The organism is Nonomuraea rhizosphaerae (assembly GCF_019396405.1).
Classification (GTDB): Bacteria; Actinomycetota; Actinomycetes; order Streptosporangiales; family Streptosporangiaceae; genus Nonomuraea; species Nonomuraea rhizosphaerae.
Genome location: NZ_JAHKRL010000267.1, coordinates 1 through 12,365, shown reverse-complemented (window position 1 = coordinate 12,365; position 12,365 = coordinate 1). Strand labels below are relative to the sequence as shown.

Below are 12,365 nucleotides of genomic sequence, written 5' to 3'. Positions count from 1 at the left end.
CGGCCAGCGCGGTCTTCCCCATCCCGCCGAGCCCGGTGATCGCCACGACCGGCGCCCCCCCGGCGGGGCGGAGCGCCTCCTGGACGGCGGCCGACTCCGCCCGCCTGCCCACGAAGCCGGGCGGCGCGGCGGGCAGCTGCGCGGGCGGCCACTCGGCCGGTACGGAGTGCCGCGCCCCCGAAGCCGCGTACCGGGTCGCGAGATCCGGGGCCAGGTGCTGGGTGGCGAGATCCGCGTCCGGGTGCCGCGGCGGCGCGGCGAGGCCGGGGTCGGCGCGCAGGATGCGCTGGTGCAGCTCGCGCAGCCCGGCGCCGGGGTCGATGCCCAGCTCCGTGGCCAGCAGCCGCCGCACCTCGTCGTAGGCCGCCAGCGCCTCCGCCTGCCGTCCCGACCGGTACAGGGCGGTCATCCGCAGCTCCCGCAGCCGCTCACGGGTGGGCTCGGCGGCCACGGCCGCCGCCAGTTCCTCGCTCACCTCGGCGTGCCGGCCCAGCTCCAGGTCGAGCGCCAGCCGCTCCTCCAGCGCCGCCACCCGGTGCTGGGCCAGGCGCGTACGCTCCTGGTCGACGTAGTCGCCGCGGGCCCCGCCCAGAGGCGTGCCCCGCCACAGCCGCAACGCCTCCCGCAGCAGGCCGGCGGCCTCGGCGGGCCTCCCGTCGGCGCGTACGGCCTGCGCCTCCCGCACCAGGCCCGAGAAGCGGGCCCAGTCCACCTCCACCGAGCCGGGCGGGACGGCGTAGCCCCCGCCCGACGCCCTGATCACCTCGCCGGAGGCGAGAGCCCGGCGCAACCGGGACAGATAGGTGCGCACGATGGCCCGCGCCGAGGCGGGCGTCCGCTCCTCCCACAGCGCGTCCACGATCTCGTCGATCGAGACGACCTCACCCTCGCGCAACAGCAGCAGGGCGAGCACCGCCCGCTGCTGGGGCGTGCCGAGATCCAGCTCCGTCTCACCGCACCACCCCTGAACCGGTCCCAGCAGCGTGAACCGCAACCCCGTGTCCATGATCGATCGTCCTCCCCCATCGCCCCGCGCATCCCGTGCGCGGAACACGGCAAGCGTAGGGCGGCGGTGTGAACAAGAACTGATCGGAATGTGACCGCCCAGCCGGACGGCCGCGTGTACGGCACGTCAACGTTCCGCATGCGGGTGAGTCCCTACGGTCTGGTGGCCAAGGGAGCGACCCCGGCGTGCCGTCGTGCTGTCACGGCGGCACGCCGGGGCTCACGCTCCGTTCACCACGACGAGGGGACGTCACATGCTCTACTTCCTGATCGGCTGCGTGATCTCGGGGGCCATCGCCGGCGCCATCGGCCGGCTGATCCTGCCCGGACGGCAGAACATCGGCTGGTTCGCCACCATCGCCGCGGGCACGGTCGCGGCCGGCGTCGGCACCGGTGTCGCCTACCTGGTCGGCTTCGCCTCCAAGGGCTGGCTGGTGTTCCTGGTGCAGATCGCCCTGGCCGTGGTCTGCGTGGCCGCCGTCACGAGCATGTCGGGCAAGAAGAGCGACTGAGCTCCGCCAGGGCGGCGACGTCGCCCGTCCGGGCGGCGGCGCGGAAGACCGCCAGGAGGCGCCGGTGCTCGGCCTTGTCGATCGGCTCGCGGCGTACGGCGGTCAGGTGCCTGCGGGCGCGGCTCACGAGCTGGCGGACGTTGGCCGGGCTGAGCTGCAGGATGTCGGCGATCTGCCGGTACGGGTAGACGAACGCCTCCCGGAGCACGTACGCCGCCCGCTCGGTCGGGGTGAGCCGTTCGAGCAGCAGCAGAAAGGCGCGTTCGAGCGCCTCGCCCCGTTCGGCCCCCGCCAGGGGGTCGAGGCCGGGGTCGGCGGGCTCGGGCAGCCAGGGGCCGAGGAAGGTCTCGTGCCGCACGCGGGCGGACCGCGCGACGTTGATGGACAGGCGGGTGGTGACCAGCGCGAGGAAGGCCGAGGGGTTCTCGATGGCCGGGCGGTCGGCGCTCTGCCAGCGCAACCAGACCTCTTGGAGAACGTCCTCGGCCTCCGCCACGCTGCCGAGCATCCGGTGGGCGATGCCGAACAGGCGCGGGCGCGACTCGATGAAGGCGGAAACGGCCTGTTCGAGCGCATGTGCCTGGTCCAGGGAATCTGCGTTCATGTCTGCCCGCGCCTCCACTGCGTCGACGGCAACATGTCCGCGCCGCTCGCGCAGCCGGTTCCGTGTCGATGCGCGGTCTGCTCCCTGTCGGTGCGCGGGTCAGCCGGATGCCGATTGCGGTGGGACGCGCCGCGTTCAGCTTCGCACGTGAGCCACCGCGTCGAGAATGGCCGCGGTCACGGCGTCGGGTTGTGACACCGAGATCGCGTGCGAGGCTCCGGCGATCTCGCGGGTTCCCCGTGAGCCGGCCCGTTCGGCCATGAAGCGCACCGCCGCGGCCGGGATGTTGCGGTCGCCCTCGCCGATGACGAACCAGGACGGCTTGGACTGCCATCCCGCCTCGCTCGCCGACAGCTCCTCGGTCAGCGCCCGCTCGGTCACCGGCCGCTGGGTGGCCGCCATCAGGGCGGCCTCGCCGGCCTCGACGTCGGCGCAGAACTGCTGGTGGAACTTCTCCTCGGCGATCCGGAACTCGCTGCCGCCGGAGGCGACCGGGTAGGCGACCAGGGCGCTGCCGAGGGTGCTGCCGTCGAACTTGCCGGCCAGCAGCAGCGCGCTCTCCCCGGGCTCGGGGGCGAAGGCGGCGGCGTAGACCAGGGCCTGGACGGCCGGGAGCCCGGCCGCGGCCTGGGTGATCACCATGCCGCCGTAGGAGTGGCCGACCAGGACGACCGGGCGGCCGATGCCGTTGATCACGTCCCGCACGTACGTGGCGTCGCTCGCCACGCTGCGCAGGGGGTTGCCCACGGCCACGGCCGGGAGCCCACGCCCCTGCAGGCGCTGGATGACGCCGTTCCAGCTCGCCGACTCGGCGAAGGCGCCGTGGACGAGGACGATGACGGGTTGCTCGCTCATGAGGTGACCTTTCCGGTGGTCAGGGGGTTCTAGGGACGTCGGTGGTCAGGGGCTCCCTCCTCCAGCACTTCGACCGCGTCGAGGAGCCCCCGCAGGCCGATCTCCTCACGTTCGACGTCCGTCGGGTCGAAGAGCCAGTCGGTGATCGGCAGGCCGGCCTCCTCCTGCGGACGGCTCGCCTCGGCCATGGCCACCTCCGCCTCGACCTCGGCCTGGAGCTGGTGCAGGAAGTCGCTCTCGCCGGGTGGAACGCTCATTTCGCCTCCGTACGTGCCTGGTGGCCGGGGTCGCCGACGCGCTACTTCTGCTGGCCGGCCCAGTCGCGGTAGCGGATCTCGCCGAGGGTGGCGTCGTCCACCGGCACCAGCGACCGTTCGAGCAGCTCGGCCCCGAAGTACTTGGCGTGCGGGTCGGTGATCACCTGGCGCGGGTCGCCCCAGCCGGCCAGCACGTCGCGGAAGAACTCGTCCATCCGGAACTGGTCGGGCCCGGCGATGTCGGTCCGGCCGTTCAGCGGCGTCCCCACCGCGACCCGGCCGAGCGCCCGCGCCACGTCGTCGCCCGCGATGGGCTGGAAGAGCACCGGCGCCATCCGCACCGTGCCGCCCTCCGTGGCCTCGTCGGCGATCCTGCGGACGAACTCGAAGAACTGGGTGGCGTGCACCAGCGAGTACGGGATCGACGACTTCTCGATGAGCTGCTCCTGAGCGATCTTCGCCCGGAAGTAGGCGTTCCCCGGCGGCCGCTCGGTGCCCACCACCGACAGCGCGACATGGTGGCCGACGCCGGCCTCGGCCTCGGCGGCGAGCAGGTTGCCGGTGGAGGTCTCGAAGAACTCCCGCACGGCGGCCTCCTCGAAGGAGGGCGAGTTCGACACGTCGACGACCGCCTGCGCGCCGGCCAGCGCCTCGGCCAAGCCCTCTCCGGTGAGGGTGTTGACGCCGGTGTTGGGCGCCGCCGCGACCGCCTCGTGGCCGTGCTCGCCCAGCCTCGTCACCAGCTTCGACCCGATGAGACCCGTCCCGCCGATAACCACGACCTTCATGACTGACCTTCCTGTACGTCCGGGGGCGCTGTCGCCGCCCGTCGCCAGCTAAGACAGGGCAGCCTCCCGGCTTGTGACAGTAGCCGCCAAGATTTTTCCAGGCACGTACTGACCTGCGGCGACACGGAAGCGGACGGGAAATGTCCGGAACCATCCGTAACGTGAGGCCCATGACCGACTTCCTCGACCAGGACCTCACCGGAGCGCGCTTCGAGCACGTTAACCTCCGGGGCGCCACCTTCGAGCGGGTGCGCCTCAACGACGCCCTCATCCACGACGCCGACCTCAGCGGCACGCGCGTCCGCGCCGCCCTGCTCGCCGGGGTCCGCCTGAGCGGCGTCGAGCTCGTCGACGTCGAGATCACCGGCGAGCTGCGCAATGTCGTCGTCAACGGCGTCGACATCGCCCCGCTCGTGGACGCCGAGCTGAACCGCCGCATGCCCGAGCGGGCGAAGATGCGCCCTGACGACCCCGCCGGGTTCGCCGAGGCGTGGGCCGTCCTGGAGCGGCTGTGGGAGGGCACGCTCGCGCGGGCCAGGACGTTCCCCGAGGCGGCGCTGCACCGCGGCGTCGGCGACGAGTGGTCCTTCGTCCAGACCCTGCGGCACCTCAACTTCGCCACCGGCTGCTGGGTGAGCCGGATGATCCTCGGCGACCCGTCGCCGTGGCACCCGCTGGACCTGCCGTGGGACAAGGCCCCGGCGTGGGACGGCTTCGTGTGGGACCGCGAGGCGCGGCCCTCGCTCGACGAGGTGCTCGCGCTGCGGCGCGAACGTCAGGCGACGGTCCGCCAGGTCATCGGGTCACTCACCGGCGAGCGGCTCGCCTCCCGGGTGTCCCGCACCGAGCCCGGCTGGCCGCAGGCGGAGAACGTCCCCGTCAAGGAGTGCCTGCACGTCGTGCTCAACGAGGAGTGGGAGCACCGGCTCTACGCCGAGCGCGACCTGACCGTACTGGAGAAGGAGGCGGGGTGAGGGCGGACTGATCGCGCTCACTCTCCGCGTCGGGAACGTCTCGCTTGTCCGGTCCGAGGTGGGCCACGGTGAGGCCGATCGCCATTGCCAGATGTCTCATGGGGCCATGGTCGCCCCGGGCGCTTGGGCGGGGCTTGGAGGTAACTAGGAGACCGGCCGCCCGGCGGGGTGATCCTCTCCAACTCCCGTACAAACGCGGGATCCGATGGTGGGCGGGTGACAACTTCGAAGAGCAAGACGATGACCGCCGCCCGCCCCCATCCCGCCGTGCCGGAGCTGGCGGGGGCGCTGGCCGGCCGGGTGACCGGGCCGCGCGACGCCGCGTACGACGAGCTGCGCCGGGTCCACAACGCCATGATCGACAAACGTCCGGCCGTGATCGTCCAGCCGGTCGACGAGAACGACATCGTCATCGCGCTGCGGATCGCGAAGGACCACGGCCTGGACGTCTCCGTCCGCGGCGGCGGCCACGCCCCGGTGGGCTTCGCGATCTGCGAAGGCGGGGTGGTGATCGACACGAGGGGCCTGACCCGCTGCGTCGTCGACGCGCCCGCCCGCAGGGCGCGCGTGGGCGCCGGCCTGACGTGGGGGCAGCTCGACGCGGCCACCCAGGAGCACGGGCTGGCCGTGACCGGCGGCCGGGTGTCCTCGACCGGCGTGGTCGGCCTCACCCTGGGCAGCGGCAGCGGCTGGCTGGAGCGGATGATGGGGCTGGCCGCCGACAACCTGGTCGGGGTACGGCTGGTGACCGCCGACGGCCGGGTGGTCGAGGCCGACGAGCGGCACCACCCGGACCTGCTGTGGGCGCACCGCGGCGGGGGCGGCAACTTCGGCGTCGTGACCGAGGTGACGTTCGCGCTGCGTCCCGTGGGCCCGACCGTCCTGGGCGGTCTGCGGATGTACCCGGTGAGCCAGGCGAAGCAGGTGCTGCGCGCCTACCGGGAGGTGATGGCGAAGGCGCCGGACGAGCTGTGCGGCGGCGTCTCGCTGCTCACCGCCCCGCCCGCCCCGTTCGTGCCGGAACCGGCGCGGGGCAAGCCCGTGCTCGCGCTGCTCACGCTGTGGTCGGGGCCCCTGGAGACGGCGCGCGAGGGGATCGCCCCGCTGGACGCGCTCGGCGAGCCCGTCGTCGACCTGGTGGAGCCGATGCCCTACACCGCCCTGCAGCGGCTGCTCGACAAGCCCGACGCGCGCAACTACTTCACCGCCGGGTTCCTGGCGGAGCTGTCCGACGAGTCGATCGACGCGCTCATGGCGATCAGCGGCGGGTTCATCTCGCCGATGAGCCAGATCATCCTGCAGCCCCTCGGCGGCGCCTACGCCCGGGGCAGCGCCGGGGAGAGCGCGCTCGGGCACCGGGACGCCGGATGGGCCTTCCAGGTGCTGTCGCAGTGGACCGACCCTGAGCGGGACGCCGAGAACCTGGCCTGGACGCGGGCGGCCAAGCAGCGCCTGGCCGGGTTCGCGCAGGCCGCCGGCTTCTCCAACTTCGTCGCCGACGACGGACCGGCGAGCGTGCGGGTCGCGTACGGGGACGACACGCTGCGGCGCCTCGTCGCGGTCAAGCGGGCGTGGGACCCGGAGAACGTCTTCCGGCACAACCACAACATCGCGCCCGGCGGCCACGGGGCGTGAGGGTCTACGGAATCTCCGCCAGGCAGTCCTCGGCCTGGCGGAGCAGGACGACGTTCCCCTGCCCCCTGGCCACGTCGGCGGCGCGCCGCAACAGCGCCCTGACGTGCTCGGGCGAGGCGCCGGCGGCCCGCTCGGCCAGCGCCCGGACGCGCAGGGAGAAGGACTCGGAGTAGCGCTCGCCGGTGGCGGCCGTCAGCTCGTCGGCCCGGTCGAGGGCGTCCAGGGCCGCCGCCGTCTCCCCCCGGGCCAGCTCCAGCTCGGCCAGCAGGGTGAGGTAGTAGTTCTGGCTGAGCACCATGGTGCTCTCCTCCCGCCGGCGCAGGGCCTCGCGCAGGAGCGTGATGCCCTCGGGGTTGCCGAGCGTCGCCTCGGCCCAGCCCTCGATGGCCGCCCCCGTCCACTCGATCTGGGCCAGGGAGTGCTCCCGGCCGAACTGGACGGCGCCGACGGCGTACTCGCGGGCCAGCCGCGGATCGTCGCGCAGCCAGGCGTGGCGGGCGGCGATCAGCCTGACGAACGCCGAGATCATCAGGCCGCCGAACCGGGGCCCCAGCTCGTCGTTCACGCGGACGTGCCGGGCGAACCCGGCCTCGTCGCCGAGGCTCAGGGCGACGATCGCGCTCAGCGCCGGGATGACCAGACGCGGCGCGAGCATGCCGGCCGTGGCGTCGTCCACGGCGCCGGCCAGCGGGAGAGCCGCCTGGAGCGCCTCCCACGCCCTGGCCAGGTCGCCGCGGTAGTAGGCGATCATCCCGGTGATCTCCAGCGTGGCGACCTGGGCGAGAGGGTCTCCGGTCCGGTCGGCGAGCCGGGCCATCTCCACGGTGACCTCGTCGGCCCGGTCGAAGTTGCCAGCGGTGATGCAGGCCGCGCACAACCCCCACAGGACGCCGGTCAGCTCGACGGCGGGCAGCGCGCTCTTGCCGACCATGGTGCGTGCCTCGACCAGCGCGTCCTCGGTGACCTGCGCGCCGTAGCCGTGGCGGGCGGCCAGCAGCCCGGCGATCCGCACCCGTATCCTCAGCTCCTGGTCGATCCTGCGCTGCTCGCCCGTCATGGTGGCGGCCAGGCGCAGGGCGCGGTTCAGCAGCGTCTCGGCCTGCTCGTGGGCGAAGGTGAGCTGGGCGCGCTCGGCGGCGCGCAGCAGGTGCGGCAGCGCGGTCTCGGCCTCGATCAGCGGCCACGCGTGCCACAGGTGGTGGGCGACCTCGTCGGGGTCCTCCATGGCCAGGCCCAGGCGTTCGTGCAGGCGGGCCCGGCGTACGCGGTTCAGCTCGTCGTACAGGGTCTCGCGGACCAGGGGGTGGGCGAAGCGGTAGCGGCCGATCGCCTCGGGCGCCTCGACGATCATGCCGGTGACGACGGCGGCGTCCAGGTCGTCCAGCAGCCGCTCCTCCTCCAGGCCGGTCACCGCGTCCAGCGGCGTCAGCCCGAACTCCTGCCCCACGACCGCGGCGACGGACAGCAGCCCGCGGGTCGCGTCGGGCAGCCGGCTCCAGCGCCGCCGGATCACGTCCCGCACGCCGTCGGGGATCTCCTCCGCCAGCCGCCCCTCGATGGCCTGGTCGGTCAGCGCCCGCTCGCTGCGCAGCATGCGGGCCAGCTCGGTGACGAAGAAGGGGTTGCCGGCGGTGCGCCGGCACACGGCGGCCACCAGATCCGCCGAGGCGGCGCTCTCGGTGTGCGCCTTGAGCAGGGCGGCGACGTCGTCCGGTTCGAGCGGGCCCAGCCGCAGGCGCCGCAGTGACGGGAGCCGGGCCAGCGACCCCAGCAGGTCGCGGACCGCCGGCGTCTCCTCACGTTCGCGCAGGCTGGCGACCACGAGGATGCGCGCGTGCCGGGTCTCGGCGGCCAGGTAGCCCACGAGCTGGGTGGAAGGCACGTCGGCCCAGTGCATGTCCTCGAACACCAGGGTCAGCGGGGTCAGCGCCGCGATCTCGGCCACCACCCGCGCGATGGCGTCGTAGATCGGCACCCGCATCGCGTCCGGGTTGCCCTCCCGCGGACCGGTGGCCACCTGGCCGGTCAGCTCGGGCATCAGCGGCGCGAGCAGCGCCCGGTGCGGCGCGACGGCCGCCGTGAAGCCCTCCGGCCGCGCGGCGGCCAGCCGCCGTAACAGCTGCACGCCCAGCCAGTACGGCGGCGCCGCGGTGTCCTCCACCGCCCTGCTCCACACGACCAGGGCGCCCCGGGAGGCGGTACGGGCCGCGAACGCCTCGGCCAGCCGCGACTTGCCGATCCCCGGCTCGCCCGACAGCACCACGACTCGCCCGTTCCCGCCCAGCACGGCCGCCAGGTCGCTCTCCACGGCCAGCAGCTCGGCGTCCCTGCCGACCAGGTCGTCCGGGGAGGCCGGCGGCTGCGGCTCGACGGTCCCGGCCGGCTGCGCGGTGACCGGGACGGGCCGCCAGTCCAGGGTGGCCGACTGCTCCAGGATCTCCCCGAACCGCTGCCGCAGGGCCGGCCCGGGATCCACCCCGAACTGGTCGGCCAGCGCGAGCCGTACCCGGTGGAAGGCGTCCAGCGCGTCGGCCTGGCGGCCCGCCCGGTAGAGGGCCAGCATGCGCAGCGCCACCAGGCTCTCCCGGAGCGGGTGCGCCACGCTCAGCGTGTCCAGGTCGCCGAGCGCCTCGTCGTGGCGGCCGAGCGCGAGCAGGCTCCCGGCCCGCACCTCCCGCCCGACCAGCAGCAGCTCCCGCAGCCGCGCCACCTCCACGGCGGCGAAGGCGTAGTCGGTCAGCGTCTCGTACGGCTCGGCCCGCCACAGCGTGAGCGCCTCCTCCACGCCCGACAGGCTCTCCTCGGGCCGCCCCGCGCCCAGCAGCTTGCGGGAGCGCTCCACCGCGTCCTCGAAGACCAGCGCGTCCACCTGCCGGCGGGTCACGGCCAGGAGGTAGCCGGGGGCCCGGGTCAGCAGGATCCGCGACGGCTCGCGCGCCTTGCGGCCCGGCTCCAGGATGGAGCGAAGGTTGGAGATGTAGGCCTGCACGGTGGCCGTCGCCGTGGCCGGCGGCGCGTCCTCCCACACCTCCTCCACGATCCGGTCGAGGGACACCACCCGGGCGGCGTGCGACAGCAGGACGGCGAGGACGGCCTGCTGTCTGCGAGGGCCCAGGGGCAGCAGCAGCCCCCGTTCGGCGACCTCGAGCTGCCCAAGAACGCGGAACTCCACCGAGCCCTCCCCACGCCGGATCCCTAAGAAGTGGATACGGCTCGGGAGGGCCGCCAATCAAGGCCTGGCCGGTCTCGGTGTGATCCCGGTGCCGCCGTCGTTCCTCGCTCAGGGCGGCTCGGCTCGGGGCGGCCGGGCTCGGGGCGGCCCGGCTCAGGGCAGCTCGGCTCAGGGCAGCTCGGCGAACCGCTCGATCTGCTCGGGCCGGCCGCTGACGATGATCATGTCGCCGTACGTCAGCTCGGTGTCGGCGGTGGCGTAGGTGAACTCCTCGCCCGGACTCTTGATCGCCACGACGGTGACGCCGTGCTTGCGGCGCAGGTTGGAGTCGCCGAGCGGAACGCCGACGTAGTCCTTCGGCGGGCGGATCTTGGCCATCGCGAAGTTCTCGTCGACCTCCATGTAGTCCAGCATCCGGCCGCTGACCAGGTGGGCCACGCGCTCGCCCATGTCGTGCTCGGGCAGGACGACGTGCTGGACGCCGATGCGGCTCAGGATCCGGCCGTGCTGCTTGCTGACCGCCTTCGCCCAGATGTCGTCGATCTCCAGCTCGACCAGCAGGGACGCGGTCAGGATGCTGGCCTCCAGGTCGTTGCCGATGCCGACCACCGCGCGGTAGAAGTCGGGCACGCCGAGCTGCTGGAGGGTGTCGAGGTCGGTGGAGTCGGCGGTGGCGATCTGGGTGATGTGCCCGCTCAGGCTCTGCACCACCTTGGCCCGCTGGTCGATGGCCAGCACCTCGGTGCCGCGGCGGATCAGCTCCAGCGCGAGTGACGTGCCGAACCGGCCCAGCCCGATCACCACGACCGCGTCGTTCTTCTTGTCAGCCAACGATCACGCGCTCCTCGGGTAGTTCGTACCGGCGGGTGCGTTCCTTCAACGCCAGCGCCGAGCCCAGGGTCAGCGGGCCGATCCGGCCCACGAACATGAGTATGGCCAGCAGCACCTGCCCCGCGGGGGTCGCGTCACCGGTGATCCCGGTCGACAGGCCGACCGTGCAGAAGGCGGAGATCACCTCGAACAGCACCCGGTCCAGGTTGTGCGGGGTCAGGGCGAGCAGCGCGTAGGTGGAGATCACGACGAGGCCGACGCTGATCGCGGTGATGGCGAACACCTGGCGCTGCGCGCTCTCGGCCAGGCGCCGGTGACCGACGTTCACCCGGGGCTCGCCGCGCAGCTCGGCCCAGATGATGAAGGCCAGCAGCCCGAACGTGGTGACCTTGATGCCGCCCGCCGTGCCCGCGGTGCCGCCGCCGATGAACATCAGCACGTCCGTGGCCAGCAGGCTGGTCGGGTGCATGCCGGCGACGTCGATGCTGTTGAAGCCGCCGCTGCGCGGCATGACGCCGGTGAAGAACGCGGCCAGCAGCTTGCCGGAGTCGTCCAGCTGGCCCAGGGTTCGCGGGTTGCGCCACTCGGTGACCAGGAAGACCAGCGTGCCGGCCAGCAGCAGGATGAGCGTCACCCCCACGGTGATCCGGGCGAGGACGGTCCAGCGGCGCGGGTGCCGCCAGGACCGTACGAGCTCGAACACCACGGGGAAGCCCAGCCCGCCGACGATGACGGCCGCGGCGATGGGCAGGCAGATCCACGGGTCGGTGGCGAACTTCATCAGGTTGTCCGGCCACAGGGCGATGCCCGCGTTGTTGAAGGCCGACACCGCGTGGAAGACGCCCAGGTAGACGGCCCGGCCGAACGGCTCGCCGTACCCGATCATGAAGCGGAGGGCGAGCATCGAGGCCACCACGGCCTCGCTGGCGAGGCTGAACAGGACCACGTTGCGCACGACCCGCCGCACGTCCGACATGCTCAGCGTCTTGGTCTCGGCCTGGGCGAACATGCGGGCGCGCAGCCCGAGCCGCCCCGCCACCACCAGGGTGAACAGGGTGGCCAGGGTCATGATGCCCAGGCCGCCGATCTGCATCAGCCCGGCGATCACCACCTCGCCGAACACCGACCAGTGCGCGGCGGTGTCCACCAGCACCAGCCCGGTCAGGGAGACCGACGACGTGGAGGTGAACAGGGCGGTCGTCCAGCTCGCCGACCCGCCGCCGGCGGAGGCGATCGGCAGCAGCAGCAGGCCGGTGCCGATGAGGATGGCCACGCCGAACCCGGTGGCGACGACCTGCGCCGGGTGGTGGAACCGATCCATGAGGGACGGTGCGCGCAACCTCATGACGGACAGCCGCCCTCCGACCGTCCGCGCGGCGCCGTCCAGGTGCCCATCGGGAGCCCCTCCGCTCGTCTCGTACACCGACCATGACGTTGCCGAACAGGCTTTCCGGCGCACCGCGCTATACCGTAACAGCCCACCCTGGGCGGACGTCCATACGCACCCTTAATCGATGTTTCGTGCGGCCGTTAATCCACGTCGGCTCGCGGGATGATGCGTAGCGTGATCGTACGGTTGCGGGCGTCGTCGCGGTAGGGGGCGTCGCGCTGGTCGGCGGTGGTGAGGGTGAAGGCGGTCAGCGGCCTGCCCCCGGCGGCGGCCAGCGCCCGGGCGGCCGCCTGGGCGCGAGCGAGGGCGACCGGCGAGCCGCCCTCGGCGGGGCCGCCCGGC

At 73.2% G+C, this 12,365-nt stretch carries 12 protein-coding genes; 3 read left to right on the top strand and 9 right to left on the bottom strand.

What is annotated here, in order from left to right; all coding sequences use genetic code 11:
• On the bottom strand, positions 1 to 1,006 hold a 1,006-nt coding region (locus tag KME77_RS13295), incomplete at its 3' end, for an AfsR/SARP family transcriptional regulator (RefSeq protein ID WP_219466500.1).
• 253 nt (positions 1,007 to 1,259) lie between these two features.
• On the opposite strand from KME77_RS13295, the gene KME77_RS13290 reads away from it, so the two are divergent.
• Positions 1,260 to 1,517: a GlsB/YeaQ/YmgE family stress response membrane protein gene (locus KME77_RS13290; RefSeq protein WP_219466497.1), complete on the top strand. Its 258-nt coding sequence runs from the start codon at positions 1,260 to 1,262 to the stop codon at positions 1,515 to 1,517.
• On the opposite strand, the gene KME77_RS13285 is transcribed toward KME77_RS13290, so the two are convergent.
• From KME77_RS13285 to KME77_RS13270, 4 genes are all read right to left on the bottom strand, one after another.
• Positions 1,486 to 2,121 carry a sigma-70 family RNA polymerase sigma factor gene (locus KME77_RS13285; RefSeq protein ID WP_219466495.1) on the bottom strand — a complete coding sequence of 212 codons (636 nt, stop codon included), beginning with the start codon at positions 2,119 to 2,121 and terminating at the stop codon, positions 1,486 to 1,488. The two genes, KME77_RS13290 and KME77_RS13285, sit on opposite strands and share 32 nt — an antisense overlap.
• A gap of 135 nt (positions 2,122 to 2,256) precedes the next feature.
• Complete coding sequence (locus KME77_RS13280) at positions 2,257 to 2,976, bottom strand: alpha/beta fold hydrolase (protein ID WP_219466492.1); 720 nt, start codon at positions 2,974 to 2,976, stop codon at positions 2,257 to 2,259.
• Positions 2,977 to 3,005: 29 nt separating this feature from the next.
• A complete protein-coding gene (locus KME77_RS13275) occupies positions 3,006 to 3,233 on the bottom strand; it encodes a hypothetical protein (protein WP_219466488.1) in 228 nt (75 codons plus the stop codon).
• Positions 3,234 to 3,274: 41 nt separating this feature from the next.
• The gene (locus tag KME77_RS13270) at positions 3,275 to 4,021 is read right to left on the bottom strand and encodes an SDR family oxidoreductase (RefSeq protein WP_219466486.1); all 747 of its coding nucleotides are present in this window, start codon (positions 4,019 to 4,021) and stop codon (positions 3,275 to 3,277) included.
• Positions 4,022 to 4,191: 170 nt separating this feature from the next.
• Here KME77_RS13270 and KME77_RS13265 point away from each other — a divergent pair, with 170 nt between their 5' ends.
• Positions 4,192 to 4,995, top strand: a complete 804-nt coding sequence (locus tag KME77_RS13265; RefSeq protein ID WP_219466483.1) for a DinB family protein — start codon at positions 4,192 to 4,194, stop codon at positions 4,993 to 4,995.
• 216 nt (positions 4,996 to 5,211) lie between these two features.
• A complete protein-coding gene (locus KME77_RS13260) occupies positions 5,212 to 6,630 on the top strand; it encodes an FAD-binding oxidoreductase (RefSeq protein WP_219466480.1) in 1,419 nt (472 codons plus the stop codon).
• Positions 6,631 to 6,634: 4 nt separating this feature from the next.
• Here KME77_RS13260 and KME77_RS13255 read toward each other — a convergent pair whose 3' ends face one another.
• The 4 genes from KME77_RS13255 to KME77_RS13240 all read right to left on the bottom strand — a co-directional run.
• Positions 6,635 to 9,802 carry an ATP-binding protein gene (locus KME77_RS13255; protein WP_219466479.1) on the bottom strand — a complete coding sequence of 1,056 codons (3,168 nt, stop codon included), beginning with the start codon at positions 9,800 to 9,802 and terminating at the stop codon, positions 6,635 to 6,637.
• A gap of 168 nt (positions 9,803 to 9,970) precedes the next feature.
• Positions 9,971 to 10,633: a potassium channel family protein gene (locus tag KME77_RS13250; RefSeq protein ID WP_219466478.1), complete on the bottom strand. Its 663-nt coding sequence runs from the start codon at positions 10,631 to 10,633 to the stop codon at positions 9,971 to 9,973.
• Complete coding sequence (locus KME77_RS13245) at positions 10,626 to 11,978, bottom strand: TrkH family potassium uptake protein (RefSeq protein ID WP_219466468.1); 1,353 nt, start codon at positions 11,976 to 11,978, stop codon at positions 10,626 to 10,628. The genes KME77_RS13250 and KME77_RS13245 overlap by 8 nt, the downstream gene beginning before the upstream one ends.
• Before the next feature lie 185 nt (positions 11,979 to 12,163).
• Positions 12,164 to 12,365: hypothetical protein (locus tag KME77_RS13240; protein WP_219466465.1), on the bottom strand; the 202-nt coding region annotated here is incomplete at its 5' end.

Bases quoted from the DNA above. Each gene is read 5' to 3' on its own strand.
- KME77_RS13280 (WP_219466492.1), bottom strand. From the start codon at position 2,976: ATGAGCGAGCAACCCGTCATCGTCCTCGTCCACGGCGCCTTCGCCGAG.
- KME77_RS13270 (WP_219466486.1), bottom strand. From the start codon at position 4,021: ATGAAGGTCGTGGTTATCGGCGGGACGGGTCTCATCGGGTCGAAGCTG.
- KME77_RS13290 (WP_219466497.1), top strand. From the start codon at position 1,260: ATGCTCTACTTCCTGATCGGCTGCGTGATCTCGGGGGCCATCGCCGGC.
- KME77_RS13265 (WP_219466483.1), top strand. From the start codon at position 4,192: ATGACCGACTTCCTCGACCAGGACCTCACCGGAGCGCGCTTCGAGCAC.
- KME77_RS13245 (WP_219466468.1), bottom strand. From the start codon at position 11,978: ATGAGGTTGCGCGCACCGTCCCTCATGGATCGGTTCCACCACCCGGCG.
- KME77_RS13275 (WP_219466488.1), bottom strand. From the start codon at position 3,233: ATGAGCGTTCCACCCGGCGAGAGCGACTTCCTGCACCAGCTCCAGGCC.
- KME77_RS13285 (WP_219466495.1), bottom strand. From the start codon at position 2,121: ATGAACGCAGATTCCCTGGACCAGGCACATGCGCTCGAACAGGCCGTT.